At 67.8% G+C, this 21,336-nt stretch carries 18 protein-coding genes, 1 tRNA gene and 2 pseudogenes; 8 read left to right on the forward strand and 13 right to left on the reverse strand.

The features are described 5' to 3' along the window. Positions 1 to 81 precede the first annotated feature (81 nt). Entirely contained in the window at positions 82 to 1,788 is a 1,707-nt protein-coding gene (locus N4261_RS23880) for a M14 family metallopeptidase (protein ID WP_261757730.1), read from the forward strand. A 201-nt stretch (positions 1,789 to 1,989) separates the two neighbouring features. On the opposite strand, the gene ypfH is transcribed toward N4261_RS23880, so the two are convergent. The 4 genes from ypfH to N4261_RS23900 are packed head-to-tail and all read right to left on the reverse strand — an operon-like array spanning position 1,990 to position 6,097. After that, entirely contained in the window at positions 1,990 to 2,694 is a 705-nt protein-coding gene (gene ypfH / locus N4261_RS23885; RefSeq protein ID WP_261757731.1) for an esterase, read from the reverse strand. Between the two features lie 15 nt (positions 2,695 to 2,709). After that, on the reverse strand, positions 2,710 to 3,048 hold the full coding sequence (locus tag N4261_RS23890) for a thioredoxin family protein (RefSeq protein WP_261757732.1): 339 nt from the start codon (positions 3,046 to 3,048) through the stop codon (positions 2,710 to 2,712). Positions 3,049 to 3,062: 14 nt separating this feature from the next. Beyond that, the gene (locus N4261_RS23895; RefSeq protein ID WP_261757733.1) at positions 3,063 to 5,390 is read right to left on the reverse strand and encodes an ATP-binding protein; all 2,328 of its coding nucleotides are present in this window, start codon (positions 5,388 to 5,390) and stop codon (positions 3,063 to 3,065) included. Beyond that, positions 5,387 to 6,097, reverse strand: coding sequence for a response regulator transcription factor (locus N4261_RS23900; RefSeq protein ID WP_261757734.1), 711 nt, complete (start codon positions 6,095 to 6,097; stop codon positions 5,387 to 5,389). Before N4261_RS23900 ends, N4261_RS23895 begins: the two co-directional genes overlap by 4 nt. Before the next feature lie 157 nt (positions 6,098 to 6,254). On the opposite strand from N4261_RS23900, the gene N4261_RS23905 reads away from it, so the two are divergent. Together N4261_RS23905 and N4261_RS23910 are read left to right on the forward strand one after the other, a co-directional pair. After that, positions 6,255 to 7,547, forward strand: a complete 1,293-nt coding sequence (locus N4261_RS23905) for an SPFH domain-containing protein (RefSeq protein ID WP_261757735.1) — start codon at positions 6,255 to 6,257, stop codon at positions 7,545 to 7,547. A 3-nt stretch (positions 7,548 to 7,550) separates the two neighbouring features. Continuing rightward, positions 7,551 to 9,206 (forward strand): hypothetical protein, encoded by a 1,656-nt coding sequence (locus N4261_RS23910; protein WP_261757736.1) that lies wholly within the window; start codon positions 7,551 to 7,553, stop codon positions 9,204 to 9,206. A gap of 299 nt (positions 9,207 to 9,505) precedes the next feature. On the opposite strand, the gene N4261_RS23915 is transcribed toward N4261_RS23910, so the two are convergent. The 5 genes and pseudogenes from N4261_RS23915 to N4261_RS23935 all read right to left on the reverse strand — a co-directional run bounded on the left by N4261_RS23915 (position 9,506) and on the right by N4261_RS23935 (position 15,139). Further along, positions 9,506 to 9,590: transfer RNA gene (locus N4261_RS23915), tRNA-Leu, on the reverse strand. Between the two features lie 91 nt (positions 9,591 to 9,681). Further along, complete coding sequence (locus N4261_RS23920) at positions 9,682 to 11,163, reverse strand: FAD-binding oxidoreductase (RefSeq protein ID WP_261757737.1); 1,482 nt, start codon at positions 11,161 to 11,163, stop codon at positions 9,682 to 9,684. Positions 11,164 to 11,242: 79 nt separating this feature from the next. Next, a pseudogene (locus N4261_RS23925) lies at positions 11,243 to 12,310 on the reverse strand (2-oxoadipate dioxygenase/decarboxylase family protein); the annotation flags it as partial. Positions 12,311 to 12,341: 31 nt separating this feature from the next. Beyond that, the gene (gene amaB, locus N4261_RS23930; protein WP_261757739.1) at positions 12,342 to 13,847 is read right to left on the reverse strand and encodes an L-piperidine-6-carboxylate dehydrogenase; all 1,506 of its coding nucleotides are present in this window, start codon (positions 13,845 to 13,847) and stop codon (positions 12,342 to 12,344) included. 197 nt (positions 13,848 to 14,044) lie between these two features. After that, the gene (locus N4261_RS23935; RefSeq protein WP_261757740.1) at positions 14,045 to 15,139 is read right to left on the reverse strand and encodes a saccharopine dehydrogenase family protein; all 1,095 of its coding nucleotides are present in this window, start codon (positions 15,137 to 15,139) and stop codon (positions 14,045 to 14,047) included. A 343-nt stretch (positions 15,140 to 15,482) separates the two neighbouring features. Here N4261_RS23935 and N4261_RS23940 point away from each other — a divergent pair, with 343 nt between their 5' ends. The 4 genes from N4261_RS23940 to N4261_RS23955 all read left to right on the forward strand — a co-directional run bounded on the left by N4261_RS23940 (position 15,483) and on the right by N4261_RS23955 (position 17,290). Continuing rightward, a complete protein-coding gene (locus N4261_RS23940; RefSeq protein WP_261760835.1) occupies positions 15,483 to 15,926 on the forward strand; it encodes an Lrp/AsnC family transcriptional regulator in 444 nt (147 codons plus the stop codon). Positions 15,927 to 16,264: 338 nt separating this feature from the next. Beyond that, entirely contained in the window at positions 16,265 to 16,399 is a 135-nt protein-coding gene (locus tag N4261_RS23945; RefSeq protein ID WP_261757742.1) for a hypothetical protein, read from the forward strand. A gap of 14 nt (positions 16,400 to 16,413) precedes the next feature. After that, positions 16,414 to 16,644 carry a hypothetical protein gene (locus N4261_RS23950; RefSeq protein ID WP_261757743.1) on the forward strand — a complete coding sequence of 77 codons (231 nt, stop codon included), beginning with the start codon at positions 16,414 to 16,416 and terminating at the stop codon, positions 16,642 to 16,644. A gap of 64 nt (positions 16,645 to 16,708) precedes the next feature. Further along, positions 16,709 to 17,290 carry an NnrU family protein gene (locus N4261_RS23955; protein ID WP_261757744.1) on the forward strand — a complete coding sequence of 194 codons (582 nt, stop codon included), beginning with the start codon at positions 16,709 to 16,711 and terminating at the stop codon, positions 17,288 to 17,290. Positions 17,291 to 17,467: 177 nt separating this feature from the next. Here the strand turns inward: N4261_RS23955 and N4261_RS23960 are convergent, their stop codons facing one another. The 3 genes from N4261_RS23960 to N4261_RS23970 are packed head-to-tail and all read right to left on the reverse strand — an operon-like array spanning position 17,468 to position 19,612. Then, positions 17,468 to 18,355, reverse strand: a complete 888-nt coding sequence (locus N4261_RS23960; RefSeq protein ID WP_261757745.1) for a hypothetical protein — start codon at positions 18,353 to 18,355, stop codon at positions 17,468 to 17,470. Positions 18,356 to 18,392: 37 nt separating this feature from the next. Then, positions 18,393 to 19,265 carry an ABC transporter ATP-binding protein gene (locus N4261_RS23965; protein ID WP_261757746.1) on the reverse strand — a complete coding sequence of 291 codons (873 nt, stop codon included), beginning with the start codon at positions 19,263 to 19,265 and terminating at the stop codon, positions 18,393 to 18,395. Continuing rightward, a complete protein-coding gene (locus N4261_RS23970) occupies positions 19,262 to 19,612 on the reverse strand; it encodes a GntR family transcriptional regulator (RefSeq protein WP_261757747.1) in 351 nt (116 codons plus the stop codon). The genes N4261_RS23965 and N4261_RS23970 overlap by 4 nt, the downstream gene beginning before the upstream one ends. 663 nt (positions 19,613 to 20,275) lie before the next feature. Between N4261_RS23970 and N4261_RS23975 the strand changes: the two are divergent. Next, positions 20,276 to 20,527, forward strand: a pseudogene (locus N4261_RS23975) (integrase core domain-containing protein); the annotation flags it as partial. Between the two features lie 106 nt (positions 20,528 to 20,633). Here the strand turns inward: N4261_RS23975 and N4261_RS23980 are convergent. Beyond that, complete coding sequence (locus tag N4261_RS23980; protein ID WP_261757748.1) at positions 20,634 to 21,275, reverse strand: SLATT domain-containing protein; 642 nt, start codon at positions 21,273 to 21,275, stop codon at positions 20,634 to 20,636. Positions 21,276 to 21,336 lie beyond the last annotated feature (61 nt).

Here is a 21,336-nt window from a genome sequence, read left to right on the forward strand (position 1 = left end):
GACCATCCACGCGTTTCAACGGAGACCGTGCGGCTTGGCGCCTCGGCACAATCGGCGCACCGTCACCGACCCAGGCCGACCATGCCGACCCAGCCGCTGCCCACCCCGCGCTTCGACGAGTTCCCCCGTTACGACGCCCTGACCCAACTGCTCTTCGCCTACGCCGAGGCCTGCCCGAACCTGGTGTCGGTGCGGTCCATCGGCAAGAGCTTCGAAGGCCGGGACATCTGGGCGGTGATCCTGACCAACACCGCCACCGGCGCGGATGTGGACAAGCCCGCGTTCTGGGTCGACGGCAACATCCACGCCGCCGAGCTCACCGCCTGCACCACCTGCCTCTACTACCTGCACGAGCTGGTGTCCAAGCATGGCACCGATGCCCAGGTGACCCATCTGCTGGACACCCGCGTGATCTACATGGTCCCGCGCCTGAATCCGGACGGCGCCGAGCTCGCGCTGGCGGACCGCCCCCGCCACATCCGCTCCTCCACCCGCCCCTATCCGTTCGATGAGGAACCGGTGGACGGCCTCACCGTGGAAGACATCGACGGCGATGGCCGCATCCTGCAGATGCGCCTGCCCGATCCGCATGGCGGCTACAAGCAGCATCCGGACGATCCCCGCCTGATGGTGGCCCGCGAGCCCGGCGAATTCGGCGGCGACTACTTCCGCCTGATGCCCGAAGGCTTCGTGCTCAACCACGACGGCCTGACGATCAAGGTCAACAAGGACAGCGAGGGCCTGGACCTGAACCGCAACTTCCCCGCCGGATGGCGCCAGGAGTTCGAACAGCTCGGCGCCGGTCCCTATCCCACCAGCGAACCCGAGGTGCGCGCAATGGTGGACTTCATGGTCGGCCATCCCAACATCGGCGCCGCCATCAGCTTCCACACCCACAGCGGCGTGATCCTGCGCCCCTGCGGCACCCGCAGCGACGACGACATGGCGCCGGAAGACTTGTGGGCCTTCCAGCGCTTCTCCGCGCTGGGCGAGAAGCACACCGGCTATCCCGCGGTCAGCATCTGGCACGAGTTCAAGTACCACCCCAAGGAGGTCATCACCGGCACCCAGGACTGGGTCTATGAACACCTGGGCGCGCTGTTCTGGGTGGTGGAACTCTGGTCGCCCAACAAGGAAGCCGGCATCACCGGCTACAAATGGATCGACTGGTTCCGCCAGCATCCGGTGGAGGACGACCTGAAGCTGCTCAAGTGGAGCGACGAGCACTGCGGTGGCCAGGCCCATGTCGACTGGCGGCCGTTCCAGCATCCGCAGCTCGGCGCGGTCGAGATCGGTGGCTGGGACAAGATGAACTTCTGGCGCAATCCGCCGCCGCATCTGCGCGAACGCGAAGCCGCCCGCTTCCCGGCCTGGCTGAACCAGATCGCGCTGAGCCTGCCCAAGCTCGAGCTGCTGCGCACCGAGGTCCGGGCGCTGGGCTCCGACACCTGGCGGGTGCGCATGGCCGTGGCCAACAGCGGTTGGCTGCCCGCCTATGTCACCAAGCAAGCCCTCGCCCGCAAGCAGGTGCGCGGCGTGATCTTCGAGATCCTGATCCCGCAGGAGCCCGCCGTCAGCCTGCTGAGCGGCAAGCCGCGCATGGAAGGTCCGCAGCTCGAGGGCCATGCGCCCAAGCAGTCGCAACTGGCCTTCCTGCCGGAGCGTGACATCACCGGTGACCGCGCTGTCGGTGAATGGGTGGTGCGGGCGCCGAAGGGCACGCGGATCAGCCTCATCGCCACCGCCGACCGCGCCGGCACCGTGCGCTCGGAGATCACGCTGGATTGAGCTGGAGAGAGAGGCGGGGCGGAACCAACGACCGCCCTGCCGGAACGCGCAGAACGAGCAGAACACACGAAGCGCCGAAGCGCCACAACGCCGCATCGGCCACACCGCGCGGCAAAGCATAGAAAGTACGGCACAGCGGGACGCGGCGTGCCGACGCCTCGTGCCCTCTGCCCGCTGCCCGCTGCCCTCTGCCTTCAGCCTTCAGTGCTTCGGCTCGGACGCTTCCTGTTCGGCCGCGGCGACGACCGCCTCCCGCCACAGCTTGGCGGGAATGAAGGTGCGCAGTTGCTCCATCGCCCGTTCGATCAGTTGCGGATGGAGCTCATGGCCGACATTGGGCAGCACATCGGCGGTGATGTCCGCGCCCAGCGACACCAGTTCCTGCGCCGCCTTCAGCAGCGGCGGATAGGGCAGTTCCTGATCCTCCTTGCCGTGCAGCAGGTGGATGCAGACATCTTCCGGCGCCTGCTGCGGCCAGTAGGCGAAGGCACCGCCGAAGGCCAGCACCCGGCCGGCGAATTTCGGTTCCTGCTGCAGCGCTTCCAACGCCAGGATCGCGCCCTGAGAGAAGCCGCCCAGCGCGACGCGCTCCCACGGCAGTTCCAGCCGATCGGCCCAGGCGCGCACCAACGCGACGAGTGCGGGCACGGTGGCGCTCAAGCGCTCGGCACGCTGGGCGTCGTCGCCCTGTTCGGAGAACCACTGGAATCCCGCCCCGCCGCCAGGCACGGCATCGAAGGGCTCGAAGGCATCGGGCAGCACCAGGGCGGCGCGCGGATATTGGCGATGCAGCGCTTCCGCCAGGGGGCGCATCTGTTCGCCGCTGGCCCCCGCGCCGTGCAACAGCACGAACATCAGGTCCGCCGGACCGTCCTGGGGCAGCAGCACATGGGCAGCTTGAGTCATGGGCCGAATTGTGGGTCAAGCCGGGTCGATCCGCGACAGCGCGCGGCGGATATCCCCGCCTTCGGTGGGCCTGACCAGCCGCTCGACCTCCTGGCCGTCGCGCAGGAAGATCAGCGTCGGCCAGAGCTTGACCTTGAACGATCGGCCCAGCGCCTGGCCCTTGCCGTCCTCGACCTTGATGTGACGCAGATTTGGATGGCCCCCCTCGAAGGCCTGCTCCAGCAGGGTCTGCGCGCTGATGCAGTGCGGACACCACGGGGCGCCGAATTCCAGCAGCACCGGGCCCTCCTGGGAGAGCGTGTCCACCGCCTCACGCAGCGGTTCGGTCAGGGCGTAATGGGGATTCATGGGCATGATGACCTCCTGTCTCAGCCCGCGACGCGGCGCAGGCTCATCTCGAACACCACCCCATCCGGCAGATTGAGTGCCCGGATGGCGCCGTCCATCTTCGCTAGATATGTCTTGGCCACGAACAGGCCCTGGCCGCGATGCTCGCCCTGCGCGGGTGACATCGACGGATCGGTGCCCGACACTTGCGCTGCGGCATCCGTGTGATCTGGGTGATCCGCCCCACCAGCAACGCCAGAAGCGCCGCCCGTCCCGGTCACCCCGGAGACGCCATATTCGAAGATCTTGTCCAGCAGCGCCGGATCGATGGTCGGCCCCTGATTGCGGATGCGCAGCAGGACCATGCCGGGCTCGCCCGCCTGCAGCGACATCTCGATCGGCGTGCCCGCCACCCGATGCCGATCGGCATTGCGCAGCACATGGGTCACCGCGTCCTCCAGCGCATAGGCATCGGCATGGACCCGCTGCGGGGCGGGCAGCTCGCTGTGAAAGCGGACCTCGTCAATGCCGGCATAGTGCGCATTGGCGGCCACATCCCTGCAGAAGTCGAACAGGTCCAGCGAGCCGGCCTGCAGATCGGCCGCAGCCAGCGCCTCGCTGGGCGGCGCACTGCCGTACAGCACCTTCACCGCCTGCTGCATGCGCTGCACATAGCGATGGCTGGGATCGTCCGCCGCCGCATGCAGCCACATCAGCGACTGCAGCGGCGACATGATCTCGTGCCCCACCGCATGCCACATGTCGCGCTCACGCTCGGCCAGCAGGTGCTCCCGACGCAGCCCGTCCTTCACCCGGCGCAGCAGATCGGCCAGGCTGCCGGCAAGGATGCCCAGCTCGTCGCTGCCCCGCAGATCCGCCACCTCCAGATCGCCAAGCCGCTGGTCGGCGCGAGCGTCCTGCATGTTGTAGGAGACCGCCGCCGCCCGCTTGGTCAGCACCGCGATGCGACGGATCAACCCCAGTTCCACCAGCAGCCACGCGGCGGCGACCGCCGCGAGCATCGCCGCCGCCAGCCAAGCCAGCGGACGGGCCTCGAGCGCGAGTTGCCGGTCCAGGCTGCGCAGATCGCCCCGCAGCGCCAGCCGATAGCGCCCGCTGGGGGTGGCGACCTCGTCGCTCGCTTCCAGCCAGCGGCCGTCGCTCGCCGAAATTCCTTCCACCGGCAGGCGGCGGATCAGGTGAATCAACCACGGCAAGGCCTGCTCTTGCAGCTCCGGGCCGCGGCGCTCGGCCAGGGTTTGCGGCGGCGTCGGCAAGCGGGAGACATAGGATGGCGGCGCCAGCTTCAGGATGCGCAGCGTCTCACCGGGCTGCAGGCCGGCACCAAGACGATCCAGCGACTGAGCCAATGAAGCGCCCGGGCGTGCGCTGTCGAACAGCACCGGCGCGGCGGCCTGCGGCGACTCGCCCTCTGCGGGCGCCGACGGGCCCAGCAGTTCGACCCGGACCCGCGTCTGGTCCATGTCTGCCGGCGGCCAGACGGGCAGGCGCTTCTCGAAGAGCGCCGCCCGATACGCTTCCACCGGCAACCGAATGGAATAGAAACTGCGGCGGATGCAGTCGGGCACCGGCAGGCTGGAGACCACCGCCGGACCGGCGCCGCCCACGCCGCCGGCCAGCTCGGTGCAGGCGCCTTCGCGCCAGAGCCAGCCGCGGAAATCACGTATCGGCCGCGCCTGGCGATCCAGCACCGGGCCGGTCTCGATGAAGCCGGTCAGCCGCCCACGCTGAGCGCCGATGCCTTCGGAGGACGACGCGGCAGCGCCGGTCGCCATCGCCTCGAACGGCGCGATCCAGGTCTGGGTCTCGCCCCGGAGCTTGAGCGTGACCCGAGCGCGATGCACCTGGGTCAGGTCCAGGCCGCCGCGCTCCCGGCCGCGCAGCGGGCCGCTGTCCAGGCTGCCCACCACATAGATGAAGCCGCCCGCATAGGCATTCGCGCCCACGGCCACGCACAGGCTGGCGCCGTCCGGCCAGCGCAGACCGCAGCCGGCCATCTCGACGGCGCGCTGCGCCTTGCCCTGATCATCGAAGTCGATGGCGGAGAACGGCAGCAGCACCGGCGTCTGGCCGTCCGGGTCGCCGGTGTTCATCGTCGGATTGAGCAGCGCGAGCTGACCGCTGGGATGCCGCAGCTGCAGCACGATCTCCGACAGGGATTGGCGGAAGCCTTGCGCATACCGCTGGTAGGCACGCTGCTTCTGGTCGATCAGCACGGTGAGCACCAGCCCCACCGTCGCCACCGCGAGCAGGACGAAGGCCAGATGCACCACCAGCCGACGCCGGAACGCCGCCAGGCCCAGCCGCGGCACGGCCAGGGCGGGCAGCTCCACCGGCCCCAGCTTCACCGCGGTCCCGCCCAGCGGAAGCCGCGCATCGGCACGTTCTCGATGGCGTCGAAGGACGGATCCACCTCCTTGAGCGCCTCGCGCAAGGTCGAGACATGCTTGCGGACGTTGTCCCGGGTGCGACCGCTCTTGACCACGTCGTAAAGCTCTTCATACGAGACCACTTGAGGCGCGCGTTGGTAGAGCGTGGCCAGGATGCGCTGCGCGGTCAGCGGCAGGTTGATGCGCTGGCCCCGCCACATCGGGCTGCGCTGCCACAGCGGATCGAGCTGCAGCGCCTCCGGCGCCGGATCGGCGGCGGCCGGCGCCTGTCGGGCGCGGGCGGCGCGCAGGATGTCGAGGAAGGTGTCGATGAACTCGGCCTCGTCGAAGCTGGTCTTTTGCAGATAGTCCCAGGCGTCGAGCGCCTTCATGATCCCGCGGTACACCGCCGCCGGCATCGCCGAGACCACCAACACCGGGGTGCCGGCCTTGAGCTTGTTGATCGCATTGATCAGGGCCACGCCCGCATGGCGCTCGCGGCCCAGCTCGATGTCCAGCACCACCATCTCGTAGTGCTCGCGGGCCAGCGCGGCTTCGGCCGCGTCCCGGTCGAACCATTGATCGACCTGCAGTTCAGGCCGTGCGGCGCGGATCCAGCCGGCAAGCTGCTCGCTGGTGGGGCGGTCATCTTCGATGACGGCGACCTTGTTGGGAGAGGTGACCATGGCGTCGGATTATCGGCAGCGGTCCGGCCCGCCGCTGTGAAGGTTTCTTCCGGGCCGTGAACACAAGCGCCGGCGCACGCATTGAGGCTTCCGGGGGTGTGGATCGACGATTCATCCATCGACCACCCCAAGAGGACCGGACCACCCGGAGGACCCCATGAATGAACGCACCCACTCCCGCCTGAACGCCCTGCGCCATGCCGCCGCCCGGATTCGGGCCCTGCTGTCGCCATCACCCGCCGCCACCGAGGCCGCCGGTGCCGCCCTGCGCGGTGCCGGTCGCGGCGCGGTGCGCGCCCTGCCCTGGCTGCTGGGCCTGACCGCCGTGGCGGGCGCAGTGGCGCTGCTGGTGATGCATCCGCCGGTGCATGAAGTGCCGCGCGGCGATGTGAGCCTGCGCAGCAATCAACTGACCGGCGGCGTCACCGAAGCGCGCAGCGGCTCGCTGCTGGTGATTCCCGGCCTGCACAGCGTGCGGGACCTGCCGCTGCGCGACCGCAGCTATCACCCGACCCGCTTCGCCCGGGCCGATGGTGAAGCGCCCCTGCAATCGCTGGAAGGCCTGTCACTGGGCCTGGACCTGACGGTGCGCTGGGGGGTGGACACCAGCCGACTGACGCAACTGGCCACCAACCTGCCCGACGACGTGGAGAACGATCTCATCGCGCCCGCGCTGCAGGGACTCATCTATCGCCAGATCGCGACCCACACGGTGCGCGAGGTGTTCTCCACCCAGCGCGGCGCCATCCAGCAGACGCTGGAAACCGAGCTGCGCCGCAAGCTGGCGGCCGACGGCATCGTGCTGCGCAGCGTGGAGATCGGCAATGTGGACCTGCCGGCGGAATATCGCCAAGGCCTGGAACAGCTGCTGGCCGAGGGACTGGCCAGCGAAAAGATGCGCTACACGCTGGAGCTGGAAGAGAAGAAGGTGAAGCAGACCGAACTCACCGCCGCCGCCGACAAGGTGCGCCGCGAGACCGCTGCTGAAGCCGCCGCGCGGGAGCAGATCATCGCCGCGCGTGGACAGGAAGAAGCCATGAAGCATGTGCTGCCCTTCAAGCAGCGCCAGGTCGAGCAGCGCCAACTGGAAGCGGAGGCGGATCGGGTCTCCCGCATCCGCATGGCCGAAGGCAGCGCCCAGGCCCGCACGATCGAGGCGGACGGCGAAGCCAAGGCCCGCGAGAAGCTGGCCGATGCCGAGGCCTATCGCCAGACCCGCATCGGCAAGGTGGCCGTGGACCAGATGGCGGCCGAGGGCGCGCTGCTGAGCCGCCATCCGCTGCTGATCCAGAAGGCGATGGCGGACAAGCTGTCGGACAAGGTGCAGGTGATCATCGCGCCGCCGCCGTCGGATGGCGGCTTCATCGGCAAGACCTTGCTGGGTACCGGCGCTCCGGCTGCCGGGAACGCCACACCGGCCGCCACCGCGACGCAACAGGAGCAGGAGTAAGCCATGCGCACTCTGACGACGCTGTCGCTGCGTGAACTGCCCTCGCTGTGGCTCACCACCGCGGTGGCTCTTGGCAGCGCCGTGCTGCTGATGCTGTGCGGACCGGCTCAGGCGGCCACCGCCCTGGTGGTGCAGGATGCTGTCGCCCTGCGTGCGGCGGCCAAGGACTCGGCCCCGGTTCAGGCGCAGCTCTGGCGCGGCGAGGCGCTGGAGATTCGCGGCGAGCGGCTGGACCACTTCCAGGTCTACGACTACCGCCGCGAGCGTGGCGGCTTCGTCCGCAAGAGCCAGCTGTTGCCGCTGGACGGCGCAGCCGCGGAACCCGCGGCGCTGCTGGCGGCGCTGCGGCTGGTGCGCCAGCAGCCCGGTGCGGAGTCGCTCGGCCTGGGCTTGGCCGCCGCCTATGTGCAGGCGGCCTCGGTCGAACAGATGAATGGTGGGGGCGGCGCCGAGGCGCTGGAGGCGATGGGGCAGTCGGCCGAGCGTCTGGCCGATCGGGCGTCACGGACCCAACCGCGTCCGGATGGAGGTTCCACGGCGGCCGAGGCCCAACTGGCCGCGCAACTGGAGGTGGCCGCGCGTTATGGCGTTCGCTTCCGCACCCTGGCCCGTGACGCCGGCGCGATGCAGCTCTGCTATGAGGGCGACGCCTTCCGCCGACTGCTGGGCATGCCGGCCGCGTCGGGCGAGCAGAAGGCCCGCGCCGCGCTGGCGCTCACCCGGTCCGATTGCGTGGATCCGGCCCTCACGCCGCCTCAACGCGAGCAGTTCGATCAATGGCGTGCCGATGTGCTGGACAAGGTCGACCTGCCGCCGCTGCCCACCCACTGGCGCAACCGCGTGCTGATGCGGCAAGCCAGTGTCTGGAGCAGCCTGGCCTATCAGCAGGCGCGCCGCGCGGGCGCGTCGATGGGTGCGTCCCGTGGGACAGGTGCCGCCAGCAACACAGTGGCGGGCACAGGTGCGAATTCAGCGATGGGCACAGTCTCGGGATCTGCTTCGGGGAACGGGGCGAGCGACAGCGGCGCCGTGGCGGCCAGGAAAGCGCTGGAGCAGTTTGCCCGCATCGTGTCGGTGGACCTGGCGGAGGATGACCAGGCGGCCTTCAACGAAGCCGCCATGCGCGGCAACGCGATGCGCTGGTTGGCGATGGGTGGCGTCGGTCTGTCGGACCAGACCCTGGGCTCGCTGCGCTTGTCGCTTCAGCCCGGGCAACCGGGCGAGACCTGCCTCACCTTGACGGCGGTGGGCGGTCGGGAGGCGCTGCTGCGTCATTGCGCCTGGGGGCTGGTGATGGGGGCCTCGGCGCGGATCAATCGCGAAGGCAATGCGGTGGCGATCGCCTCGGTGCCGGCGGATGGCTGGCGTGAGCTCTGGGTGCTGCGCAAGTCGGCGCAGGGATGGCGGTTCTCGGTTCTCCCGCCGGTGGCGGCGCAGCCGGGGCTGGGCTATGCCGAGTTCGCCGGCTGGCTGCCCGGGGGTCAGGAGTTGCTGGTGGCGCGGGAAGCGCGGGCGGAAGGACGCTATCGCCGCAGCTTCGAGGTGGTTCAGCTCGATGGCCTGGAGACCAAGCGCCAAGCGGGTGACGCGTCCATGCTGGGAGCGTTCCAGCGCTGGCAGGCTGCGGACTGGAAGGGGGCGACCTTGAGCTTGCGTTGAGGACACGGGGGCGTCGCGGACCGGTCACACCCGCGCGACCCCGGTTGTGACCTGCGGTCCCAACCCTTCGAGTCCCCCCGAGATGTCCGCTGGACATCACTTCTGGGCGTCAGAAAGGGAAAAGCCGGCGCGAGGCCGGCTTTTCATATTTGGTGCCCAGGAGAGGACTCGGTCACACCCACGCGACCCCGGTTGTGACCTGCGGTCCCAACCCTTCGAGTCCTCCCGTGATGTCCACTGGACATCACTTCCTGGGCGTCAGAAAGGGAAAAGTCGGCACGAGGCCGGCTTTTCGTATTTGGTGCCCAGGAGAGGACTCGAACCTCCACGGAGTTACCCGCTAGTACCTGAAACTAGTGCGTCTACCAATTCCGCCACCTGGGCTTTCAGGATTTTCTTCGCTGTCAATTACCGTTTCGGGTAGTCATCAGCGAAGAATTAGACTTTAGCACAGTTTTGAATGCGCGCAACAACTTTATGCGCCCCATTCGGTGTTTCCCAACCGCCGATTCGGATCGAAGACCGATTGCACCCGCCCCGACCAGTCCAGCACCCCCGGCGCGACCTGAGCCCAGTGCGCCCGATACGCCGCCTGCAACTGCGGCCCCACCCCGTGCTCCGCACTGATGGATCCGCCGAGTTCCGCCACCAACGCATACAGCCCCTGCCGCAGGGTCAGCTCTTGCGCCGGTTCCAGCGCGCCCGCAGACGCCGGCCACACCATGTTGAAGTGCAGGCCCCCATCGCCCAGATGGCCGAAGTCCGCCAGCCGCAATTGCGGGAAGTGCGCCAACCAGGCCTGGCCGCGCTCGCGGAACGACATGAAATGCCGACGCGGCAGCGACAGGTCCAGGCCGATGACCTTGCCCTGCGCCCGCAAGCCCTCGCTGATGCGATGACGCAGGCCCCAGATCGCCTCATCCGCGTCCAAGACGGCGTCGCTGACCGCACCGCTCTCGAAGGCCTCTTCCAGCCAGCCCTGCAGCAGGCCCCGAAGATCCAGTTGCTCGGCGGGCAGCTCGCTGCTGAGCTCGATCAGCATCGCGTAGTCCGGCAGCGCGCCGGAGAACCAGCGAGAGAGGTCCTGTCCATGCAGCCCAGCCTCCAGGGCCGCGCGGCTGATGCCCTCGAAGGCGGACACCAGAACGCCCCAGCGCTGCATCACCGCTTGATACAGCGGGAACACCGCATCCAGCGCGGAAGGCGCCACCAGGGCCACCGCCCGTTGCCGGGGCAGCGGGCTGAGCTTGAGCGTCGCCTCGGTGATCAAGCCCAAGCTGCCGGACGAGCCGATGAAGAGCTGCCCCAATGCCAAGGCCGAGTTGTCCTTCTGCAGCCCCTGACCGAAGCGCACCACCTGGCCCGCCGGGTCCGCCGACTCCGCCAAGGCGACCTGCAGGCCCAACGTGTTGGCCCGCACATCGCCATAGCGCAGCATGCGGGTGCCCCCGGTGTTGTGCGCCAACATGCCGCCAATGCTGGGATCGGCGCTCAGATCGACCGGAAACCACAGCCCCTGCGCCGCCAGCCGCTCATTGACTTCCGACAGCCGGAACCCGGCGGACACCCGCAGGCTCCGGTCCAGCAGGTCCAGTTCGAAGACCTCGCGCAGACGGTCGGTGCTGAGCAGCACCTCGTCCTGGCCGTCCATCGGCGTCGCAGCGCGGACCAGGCCGGTGTGCGCGCCCTGCAGCACCACACGTCGTCCATGCCGGGAGGCCAGGGCCAGCACGGCCGCGGCCTCGGCGGAGGAGCCGGGTCGCACCATGACGGCGGCTCGGCCCGCGCCATAGCGCGCCGGTTGAAGAAAGCGCGGCTCGATGGCGTCGCCGACCTGCACCTGCGTCGGGCCGCACAGCATCGTCACCTGGTCGATGAAATGGGCCAACGACGACACGCTCGACGCGGACAGGTTCGATGTGCCGTGGACCGACTCGGAATCGTTCAACTCAGTCACGCGGACCTCAGCAAGACGTCGATTGGCCGGTCACCGCGCCAGCGTCGATGCCCGACGCGCCTTCGCCGCTGGCGCCGCCCGCCGTCATCTTGAAGATGCCGGTGGCATTGCCGGCATCGAAGGCCAGGTCGAGCGCGCCAGTCTCATCCAATGGGGCACGTTGAATGAACTCGTGGAAGCTGCCCGGCACCTCCAGCATCACCCGCTGGCCGCGGTCCAGGAACTCCCGCATCACCCGCGCGGCCTTGAACGCCGTCTGGCGCACCCGCCCGGTGGCCGAGGTCTCGATCGTGTCCTTCACCGGTCGCTGCAGGGCGCGCTGCGCCGCCACCACTGCCTCCAGATCATTCACCCGGTCGGTGGCGTGGTTGAAGGCATTGCCTTCGGTGGCGATCCAGGCCATCTCGGCGGATTCATTCAGCAGGCGCTGATAGTCGTCCGCCTCGAAACGGCCATGCTGACGGGCGAAGCAGCCGATCAGCTTGGGCAGCAGGGCAATCGCGGCGCCGATCGGCAGATCGCCATCGCGCGACAGTTGCTCCAGCAGCGCCAGGTCGGCCGGCGACAGCGGATCGCGCGAGCTGGACAACACCCGCGTCACCGCATCCTGGAAGGTCGGAGAAAAGCGCTCGGGATGCAGCTCGGAGACGAAGAACTGCGCGATGTCCTCCGGGAAGTCGGCATGGCGCCAGGCACGGCCGGTCATCTTCAGCCGCGTCAGCGGATAGGTGGCGGCGAGGCTGAAGCCGAGCGGCCGCAGCACCCGGGTGATCGCGGCTTCGCCCGGAGGCAAGGCGCCGCTGGGCCAGGCCACGGTGCGCAGGGCACCGTGGTCGAAGACCAGCCGTTGGCCGTCGCGCTGCAGATCGGCGACATAGGCCGACGCCATCGGCACCCGACGGGTCACGTCCAGGAACAGCGCCATGTTCAGCGCCTGCGCCAGTTCGGCGCGGCCCAGACGCTCACCCGCGGGCTTCAGCAGCCCCGGCACGACGACCAGTTGCGCAAAGCCGGCGCGGGCCTGGGGCTCGCCCAGCGCGGCCGCCAGCACCCGGAACAGGCCGGTGTCCGAATCAGCCAGAGCCGCCGCAGCGGGAAGCGAAGGGCGGGAAATGCTCGTCTGGGTCATGGCATCCGAGGAAGTCATCGCGGGAGTGGGACGGGTCATCGCCGTGCCGTCAGACGTCGAACTTCACGCCCTGCGCCAGCGGCAGTTCGCGCGAATAGTTGACGGTGTTGGTGGTGCGGCGCATGTAGGCCTTCCAGGCATCGGAGCCGGACTCGCGGCCACCGCCGGTTTCCTTCTCGCCACCGAAGGCGCCGCCGATCTCCGCGCCGGACGTGCCGATGTTCACATTGGCAATGCCGCAATCGGAGCCGCTGGCGCTGACGAAGGTTTCGGCTTCGCGGATGTCGTTGGTGAAGATCGCCGAGGACAGGCCCTGCGGCACGTCGTTCTGCAAGGCGATGGCCTCGTCGAGCGTCTTGTACTTGAGGGTGTAGAGGATGGGCGCGAAGGTCTCGTGCTTGACGATGGCCGTCTGCGCCGGCATGCGGACCAGCGCCGGCGCCGCATACCAGGCCTGCGGATACTGCTGCGCCAGGACCCGGTCACCGCCGCTGACCTCGCCGCCCTGCTCGCGTGCGGCGACCAGGGCCGCCTGCATCGCGTCGAAGGCCGCCTGGTCGATCAGCGGACCGATCAGGTTGCCGGCCTCGATCGGGCTGCCGATCTTGAGTTGCGCGCGGGCACGGTCCAGGCGAGCGACCAGTTCGTCATGGATCGACTCATGCGCGATCACGCGGCGGGTGGTGGTGCAGCGCTGGCCGGCCGTGCCGTAGGCGCCGAACAGAATCCCGCGCACTGCCAGGTCCAGGTCGGCACTCGGGGTGACGACGATGGCGTTGTTGCCGCCCAGTTCCAGCAGGCAACGGCCGAAACGTGCCGCCACGCGGGGGCCGACGGCCCGGCCCATCCGGGTGGAGCCGGTGGCGGACACGAGCGCGACGCGACGGTCATCCACCAGCGCCTCGCCCACCGCTGCGCCACCGATCAGCACCTGCGACAGATGCGCCGGCGCGCCGGCATAGCGGGCGACCGCCTTCTCGAAAAGCGCCTGGGTGGCCAGGGCGGTCAGCGGGGTTTTCTCGCTGGGCTTCCAGAGGCAGGTGTCGCCGCAGACCAGGGCCAGCGCCGAGTTCCAGGCCCACACCGCGACGGGGAAGTTGAAGGCCGAGATGATGCCGACCACGCCCAGCGGCAGGTACTGCTCCATCATCCGGTGGCCGGGACGCTCGCTGGCGATCGTCAGGCCATGCAGTTGGCGCGACAGACCGACCGCGAAGTCGCAGATGTCGATCATTTCCTGCACCTCGCCCTCGCCCTCGCTGGTCACCTTGCCGGCTTCCAGCGACACCAGGCGAGCCAGGTCCGACTTGTGGGCGCGCAGCTCTTCGCCGAACAGCCGCACCAGTTCGCCGCGCTTGGGCGCCGGCACATTTCGCCAGGCGAGGAAGGCGGTCTGCGCGCGGCCGATGGCGGCGGTCATGTCGTCGGCAAAGGCCTCGTGGACGGCGCCGATCACGGCCCCGTCGATCGGGCTGCGGACGGTCATCGAGCCGCCGGTGACGGCGGCGGCCGGCACGCCCAGGGCGGCCAGCAGGTCTGTGGTGGGGGTGGTCATCGGGAGATTCTCCTTCAGGGAACGGACCGGAATGTCCATCGGCCGGGCGTTCCGCGGAACGGCCGGCCGATCAATGGTCGGTTCAAGGGACAGGTCAAGGGACTGGTCGAGGGTGAGTGCGGGCTGAACCGCGCGGCGGCCGACGCGGCGTCGGCCTGCACCTCACGCGACGGGGCAACGGATCGGCGGAACCGGCCTCAACCGATCGACTCCACCTGCCGGGATTGTTGGTACGCCATGCCGAAGCGGTTGGCCAGGAAGTCCGGCAGCGCCACTTCTTCCTGGCGGATGAATCCGCGCTGCGGCAGCTTGCCTTCGCGGAACAGGTCGACGGCGGCACAGATCCCGGCCGCGGTGGTGATCTGGATCGCAGACAGCGGATGCTCGCCCTCACGCTGGGCAAAGATCTTGCGGGCGAAGACTTCCTGCAGCAACACGCCGTTCTTCATGCCGGAGACGGTGACAAACACCAGCACCACGTCCTGCATCGTGGCCGGCATGCTCTTGCGCATGATGGCCTTGAGCGCTTCCTGATCGTTCTTCAACTGCAGGTCGTCCAGCAGGAACATCATCAGGTCGCGGTGGCCGGGGTAACGGACCGTCTTGTAGTCCAGGTTGCGGACCTGGTTCTCCCAGGTCTCGCACAGGGTGCCCAGGCCGCCGGAGGTGTTGAAGGCCTCGTACTCCACCCCGTCCAGCGAGAAATGCTCCAGCCCTTCCAGCGGCAGCGCCGCGATGGACGCGCCATCATGAATGGCCTCGCAGGGATGGCAGTACTCGTTGATCAGGCCGTCCACGCTCCAGGTCAGGTTGTACTTCAGCGCATTGGTCGGGAAGGCGGGCAAGGCGCCGACGCGCATCTTCACGTCCTGCAGCGAATCAAAGCCCTTGGCCAGATGGTGCGCCACGATGCCGATGAAGCCCGGCGCCAGGCCGCACTGCGGCATGAAGGCGGTGCGGGCGCCTTCGGCGATGCGCTTGATCTCTTTGGTCGCGGCCACGTCCTCGGTCAGGTCGAAGTAGTGGCATCCGGCTTCCAGCGCCATGTGGGCCGCGGTGATGGCCAGGTGGTACGGCAGCGCATTGACCACAACTTGCTGGCCACGCAGCGCGGCGGCGAGATGCGGCTTGCTGTCGGTGTCCACCACCTGGGTCGCCAGGCCTTGCGCGGCCAGCGGCTTCAAGGCGGCCTCGTTGCGATCCATCACGGTGACTTGGTAATCGCCGCTGCCTTGCAGCAGTCGCGCGATCGTCTGGCCGATGTGTCCGGCGCCCAGCAGTGCCACTTTCATGTCCGACTCCTTGTAGTTGACAGGACCGCCACGCGGCCCGGGGAATGCCATGACCGCAGTCTCCCCATGGTCGCTGACGAAAGAAAGCGCGAGTTCGACGAATCTCGCTACGATTCCGACGATTCGTCATCCCATTCCACCATTCCGTCGAAAACTAGGGTTTGTCATGACACCCAGAAAACCGGCCCATGCAACGGCCGCATCGACCCCGTCGACCACCACGGCGCCCGCTTCCGCAGGCAGCGGCACGTCCGGCGCCTCCGGCAGCCCCAGGCGCGGCGCGAAGGCGAGCGCCACCGCTGGCCCGGGTGCCGGCGGGTCGTCGTCATCCGCTGAAGCGTCGATGGCGACCCTGCGCGACCGCATCGACCGCGAACTGATCGCCCTGCTCCAAGCCAATGCGCGCGCCAGCACGGCGAATCTGGCACGGCAATTGGGCGTGGCCCGCACCACGGTGGTGGCCCGGCTGGCCCGATTGGAGGCCGACGGACTGATCGCCGGCTACACGGTGCGTCTGGGCGGGGAGGCGGTCGAGCGCGGGGTTCAGGCCTTCGTCGGCATCACGGTGGAACCTCGGGCGGGGCGGGAGGTGGTGAAGCGGCTGTCGCGCTTTCCGGAGCTGCGGCAGCTCGCGTCGGTGAGCGGCGCGTTCGACTACATGGCCACGCTACGGGCCGACAGCACCGCCCGGCTGGATGCGCTGCTGGACGAAATCGGTGAGATCGACGGCGTGATCAAAACCCACACCTCGGTGCTGCTGGCCTTGCGGGTGGATCGGAACGCCTGACACGCAGCGCGATGCGGCGGACGAGCCGCCGCCCGGCAGCGGGCGGGGTTGATGGCATCGGCAGGACGGCGACTCCCCCTTGAATGAATGGGATGGGCGGCAGTCGATGGCCGATCGGGCCATGGTCGCGGGCGGCGCCCGTCGGTGGCGGCTCAATCGGTGAACGCCGGGGAGGCCCGTGTCCATCGGGCTTCTCGTCGATGGACGGCATCGCATGCCGGTGGGATGCGCCGCCGTTGTTAACGTGCGTAACTCACGTTCCGCAATGCCACAGGCGGTCAACGGCGCAGCCTGGCACGGCGTTTGCACAGAACGACGGCCAGCTCCAGGAGCGCACCATGTTGAAGACGTCTTTCACCGCCAAGCGCGGACACCCGATGATCACCGGTCTCAAGGCCATGGCGCTGGTCGCCGTGGCCTGGGGCGGGGTTTACCCGGCCCTGCTCTGGGGCCTGGGCGCCGTGCTGCCCTGAGAGGGAGATCCGCCATGAAGGCCCACGCCCATCACGGCGCGTTGCCGCGCGCCCCCGTCGATCCGGATCGCCTCGCCCAGCATCGCCGCTGGCGACAGCGCCTGCTGCGCGCGGTGGGCGTGCTGCTGGCGGTGGGCCTGGTCTGGGGCGCCCTGGCGCTGCTCCACCACGCGGAAGGCGACCTGCGACAGGTCCAAGCGCCGGCGGGGTCGTCATTGGATCCCGGCGCGACCAGGATGTCTTGACGAAAACGCCGCTGGCAAGCGCCCCGCCGTGCGTGCATAGTGCGCCGGCAAGGGGAGCTCAACCATGTTGGTACTCATCGTCGGCCTGATCCTGTTCCTGGGCCTTCATTCATTGCGGATCGTCGCGCCCGCCTGGCGGGACCGCCAATGGGCGGCCTGGGGCGAGGCGCGCTGGAAACTCGGCTACAGCGCGCTTTCCGCCGTCGGGCTGGGGCTGATCATCTGGGGCTATGGCCAAGCCCGGCTGGCGCCAGTGGTGCTGTGGCCGACACCGCGCGGCATGAGTCATCTGGCGGGACTGCTGATGCTGATCTCGCTGGTGCTGCTGGCTGCGACCTATGTGCCGCGCAACCACCTGAAAGCCAAGCTCGTCCATCCGATGGTGTTGTCGGTCAAGGTCTGGGCGCTGGCTCACCTGTTGGCGAACAACACGCTGGCCGACCTTCTGCTGTTCGGTTGCTTCCTGGGCTGGGCGGTGCTGGACTTCCGCTCGGCACGCCGCCGCCCGACGCCCCCCTCCCCCCCCGCCACCGCCGCAGGCACGGTGGGCGCTGTGGTCGTGGGCGCGCTGGTCTGGGCCGCGCTGGTGTTTGGCGGTCACCGCTGGCTGGTCGGCGTGAGCCCGTTTCCGATGATGGGCGGCTGAGCTCGCCGCCCTAACGGCTCAACGAGACGGAACAAGACCGACCCGGGCCGAGCAGGCCCGATCCAGACGGAAAGTCAAAACGGCGCCTCACTTTGGTGAGGCGCCGTTTATGGGTTCGGGCGATGTCGGGTTGCCGCTACTTGGCTGGCGTGGGCATCACACCGCCTGCGATGTCGATCACAGGCTGCGCTTGCGCTGCAGCACCAGCAGCCAGAAGCACAGGCCGGCAAAGATCAGCCCACCGATGAACTGCACGCCCGCGGCATGTTGCAGCGCATGGACCATGTCCGCCGGCGCCCACTGCGGGATCTTGAACAGCACCTCGTAGAACTGTTCCATCGCGAACGGTTGGTCGTCGCTGGCGTGGATGGTCGTGCCCTGGCTGCTGGCGGCAAAGGCGATCCGAACCCCGTCCAACTGAGCGGCCATCACCGACTTGAAGAGTGTGATGTCGTAGAGCCGGGTGAAGATCTGCAGCACCACCACGACCAGCGCCGCACCCCAGATCCGCAGCCAAGCGGCGGCGGCCATCAGGAACAGCATGATGGGCGCCAGCCAGAGGGCGGCCAGCACCATGCCCAGCAGCAGACGCATCGACATCCAGGCCCAGGCCAGGATCAGCGGCGACCACTGCATCTGCTGCAGCGCCTCGGCGCCGAGTTCGCGCACCGCCATCCACACGCCCAGCGGCGCGCCGATCACGATGGCGGCCACCAGCGCACCGATCGGCATCAGCACGCCATGCGCCACGATCGGCGCCAGCAGGCTGGAGGCATGGCTGCCGGGGAGCGAGGCCCAGTATTCGATGGATCGGTCCTGCTGATCGCGGCGCGGCACCAGCATCAACTGCCACGCGGCCGCGAGGATCACCACCGTCATCACCACACCCAGGGTCACGCCGGCCACGATCAGCATGATCGGCTCGGGCGTGGGCAGGTCCACCTCGTTCATCGTGCTAACCGACACGGCCAGGCCCATCAGCAGCAGGCAGGCGCCCACCAGTCCGCACCACACCCATTTGTATTGGAGCCACTCGCGCAGCAGCAGTGTCTTGAAGATCGTCATGTCAGGTCCTTTCTTTGCGGGGACTTCGGTCGGTGGCTCAGCCCTCGCGGGGCTGGATTTCCGGCTTGCGGGTCAGGGCCATGAACAGGTCGACCAGGCTGGGTCGCACCCGCTGGCCGAGATGGGCCACCGTCTCCGGTGGAACGCCGTCGAACAGCGCGGCCGGCCGGCCCGCCATTCGGTATCGCAACAGCGGATGCCCTGCCGCGACGGCTTCCGCCGCTTCGGGGTCGTGGGAGAGCGCCACGAAGCGGGAGTCCATTTCTTCCAGGCTGATGTTGAGCACCAGCCGGCCTTCGTCCAGCATCATCACGTCGGACAGCAGGGATTCGACTTCTTCAACCTGATGGGTGGAGATCAGCACGCTGCGTTCGCCGTCACACCATTCGTCGATGAGCATCTCGTAGAAGCTCTTGCGCGACATCACATCCAGGCCGAGCGTGGGTTCGTCCAGGATCATCAGCCGGGCGTCGATGGCCGCGATCAGCGCCAGATGCAACTGGGTCACCATGCCCTTGGACAGGTGCTTGACCTTGTCATTCAGCCCGACGGAGGTGCGCCGCAGCAGGGCGTGGGCCCGCTCGGCCGAGAACTTCGGCTGCAGCCCGCCCATCAGCGTGACCAGTTCGGACACTTTCGCCCAGCGAGGCAGCACGGCCACGTCGGGGATGTAGCAGAGTGAGCTGAGCAGGTCGCCGCGCTGGGTGACCGGGTCCAGGCCCAGCACCTTCAATTCGCCTTGGGCGCGCTTGAGGCCGACCAGGGTTTTCATCAGGGTGGTCTTGCCGGCGCCGTTGTGGCCGAGCAGCCCGACGACCCGTCCCGGGGCGATGCTGAAGTTCAGGTCCTGCAAGGCGGCCTTGCGGCCGTAGTGAAGGCCCAGGTGGCGGGCCTCAATCAATGGATTCATGCGTCCTCCCAATTCAGATCATTCGCGCTCAGGCCGAGGCGGCGGAGTTTCGCTCGCAATCGTGGCCATTCGTCTTGCAGGAATTGGTCCCGCTCGGAACGCAGCAGGCGCTCGCGGGCGCCGCCGCGGACATACATCCCCATGCCGCGCCGGCTTTCCAGCAGGCCGCCGTCGACCAGCGCCTGGAGGGCACGGCTCACGGTGAGCGGATTGATGACATAGCGGCTGGCCAGCGCCCGGACCGACGGCATGGCCTCGCCTTCATGGGGATCGCCATCCAGCAACTGCGCGGCCAGTTGGTCCGCGAGCTGCTGGTAGATCGGCGCGTGATCGTTCCAGCTGTGCATGTCGCTAAGCGCCTTGTGGCGCCGGTGTGTTGCTGATGTAGCACACCATATCAATCGCCCGGGGGCGGGCCCAGGTGGGGGCGACAGACTGCAGGAATGGGGGGATGAAGTGTCGACGGGAAGATCAGAGCGCCATGAACGTCGGTTCTCATTCGACTTCGAACTTTTTTTATTCGAGTTTGAACTGAAGCAGTTCACCATGTCACCGCAACGCTGCCCGATGCATGGTCACGCGCGCTGACCGATCAGCGGCGCGATGGACTGCGCCGCCTGAACGCACTTCTGGGAGCGCGCGCATCGACGACATTGCTTAGCAGAATGGGCGCAGCTACCTAGCTTACAGCTGCGTCGCTCGCCAGCGCCTGTTCGACTTCACTCCCCACATGATCATGGGCGTAGGCGACTTGCTGTGCAGGTCTACCCCATCCCACACAGCGCAAGGCGGGTCAGCGGGGTGCCTGTTTCTCCCCCAGATGTGCAGCCATAGGCACTGCATTGCATGGTGGTCATCGGGATCAGTCCGGCGGGGCCGCTCCCGTGGAGCTTCTCCAACGACAAGCAGCGGAATGGGATGGACGGCGAAGTGATAGTCCCACCCGTGCTGTCCCGATAGCAAGTCCGGACCGCTGCGGGCCCTTCGAGCGGCGCCTCGTAGCGTGCCTGATCAACACGCCGGTGTGTAGCCCTCAGAGTAACGGCATGGCCGAGAGCTTCGTCAACACCTTCCGGCGGGATTACCTGAGCCGAATGGACTTGGCGGACGCTCAAACGGTGATGGCGCAGTTGCCCGCAGCGTTTGAGCACTTCAACGAGATGCACCCGCACTCGAGTCTGCGAATGAGGTCGCCTCGAGAATTCAGACGTGAATTGAAAGACCAACAGAGCCTGGGAGTTCAGGCGCTCAATTGCGAATAGCCCGTGTCCGGTTGTGCGGGGGCAAGATCAGGGTGCGCCTCAAGCCGCTCCAGCAATTCTTCATCTAGGCCTCCGACGCAGCCCATCACCTTGCAACCGGCGCGGTTCAGGCCAGCCGGAATGCGTAAGCTATGGAGCAAGCGACGATAATCCAGACCAGTCCAAAGAACCAAGCCTCAGCACAGAACCACAGAACTCCGATGCAGAAGGCTTTCAGCTGCCCCATTCTGGGAGCGCCAGATTCCTCCTGTTTCACGCGGAATACAGGATCAAGACGCTTCTGTGCGCGGAACAATGCATCGTCAATTGGCTGATGGTTGGCTGAGCAGTTGTCTTTGATATCCTCATACTCGGCGCGCAGTGCGTCCGCTTCCTGAAACGTGATCGGCGCGCCACTGCTGGACGCAGCAAGTCTTAGAGCAATCTTCTGCTGAAAGTTGGTCAGATGCTCTGCATTGCCGTGAAGTTCTTGGGCTCGCGCTCCGTAGCCGGCCCCCCATTCGAGCAGACTGAGCGTGAGTAGAAGCACACCTACGCCCATCGCCACCGCCGTCAAATAGTTGTCAACTGCGGTATTGGGTGAGGCGAAGACCTTTTGTGCAAAGGCGACGGCGATGCTGACCGCCGACAGCAGTGCAAGGCTACAGGTTGACAACCACTCACGACGCTTGAGGCGGCGGGCGGCGTTGTAGCGTGCGCCAGCGGTTCGCCAGGCCGTGGTGCGCAGGTCAGCGAGGAACTGGTTCATAAGTCGAAATTGGGCGCGGTAAAGGCGGGCGGGAGACGCTGGGAAATCAGGTCATATCCAC

It is taken from the genome of Roseateles amylovorans (assembly GCF_025398155.2).
Taxonomy (GTDB): Bacteria; Pseudomonadota; Gammaproteobacteria; order Burkholderiales; family Burkholderiaceae_C; genus Roseateles; species Roseateles amylovorans.

What these genes read in the sequence shown, in the direction of transcription:
- N4261_RS23880 (WP_261757730.1), top strand. Translation starts at nt 82, where the DNA reads ATGCCGACCCAGCCGCTGCCCACCCCGCGCTTCGACGAGTTCCCCCGT.
- ypfH (WP_261757731.1), bottom strand. Translation starts at nt 2,694, where the DNA reads ATGACTCAAGCTGCCCATGTGCTGCTGCCCCAGGACGGTCCGGCGGAC.
- N4261_RS23890 (WP_261757732.1), bottom strand. Translation starts at nt 3,048, where the DNA reads ATGCCCATGAATCCCCATTACGCCCTGACCGAACCGCTGCGTGAGGCG.
- N4261_RS23900 (WP_261757734.1), bottom strand. Translation starts at nt 6,097, where the DNA reads ATGGTCACCTCTCCCAACAAGGTCGCCGTCATCGAAGATGACCGCCCC.
- N4261_RS23905 (WP_261757735.1), top strand. Translation starts at nt 6,255, where the DNA reads ATGAATGAACGCACCCACTCCCGCCTGAACGCCCTGCGCCATGCCGCC.
- N4261_RS23910 (WP_261757736.1), top strand. Translation starts at nt 7,551, where the DNA reads ATGCGCACTCTGACGACGCTGTCGCTGCGTGAACTGCCCTCGCTGTGG.
- amaB (WP_261757739.1), bottom strand. Translation starts at nt 13,847, where the DNA reads ATGACCACCCCCACCACAGACCTGCTGGCCGCCCTGGGCGTGCCGGCC.
- N4261_RS23935 (WP_261757740.1), bottom strand. Translation starts at nt 15,139, where the DNA reads ATGAAAGTGGCACTGCTGGGCGCCGGACACATCGGCCAGACGATCGCG.
- N4261_RS23940 (WP_261760835.1), top strand. Translation starts at nt 15,483, where the DNA reads ATGGCGACCCTGCGCGACCGCATCGACCGCGAACTGATCGCCCTGCTC.
- N4261_RS23945 (WP_261757742.1), top strand. Translation starts at nt 16,265, where the DNA reads ATGTTGAAGACGTCTTTCACCGCCAAGCGCGGACACCCGATGATCACC.
- N4261_RS23950 (WP_261757743.1), top strand. Translation starts at nt 16,414, where the DNA reads ATGAAGGCCCACGCCCATCACGGCGCGTTGCCGCGCGCCCCCGTCGAT.
- N4261_RS23955 (WP_261757744.1), top strand. Translation starts at nt 16,709, where the DNA reads ATGTTGGTACTCATCGTCGGCCTGATCCTGTTCCTGGGCCTTCATTCA.
- N4261_RS23960 (WP_261757745.1), bottom strand. Translation starts at nt 18,355, where the DNA reads ATGACGATCTTCAAGACACTGCTGCTGCGCGAGTGGCTCCAATACAAA.
- N4261_RS23965 (WP_261757746.1), bottom strand. Translation starts at nt 19,265, where the DNA reads ATGAATCCATTGATTGAGGCCCGCCACCTGGGCCTTCACTACGGCCGC.
- N4261_RS23970 (WP_261757747.1), bottom strand. Translation starts at nt 19,612, where the DNA reads ATGCACAGCTGGAACGATCACGCGCCGATCTACCAGCAGCTCGCGGAC.
- N4261_RS23980 (WP_261757748.1), bottom strand. Translation starts at nt 21,275, where the DNA reads ATGAACCAGTTCCTCGCTGACCTGCGCACCACGGCCTGGCGAACCGCT.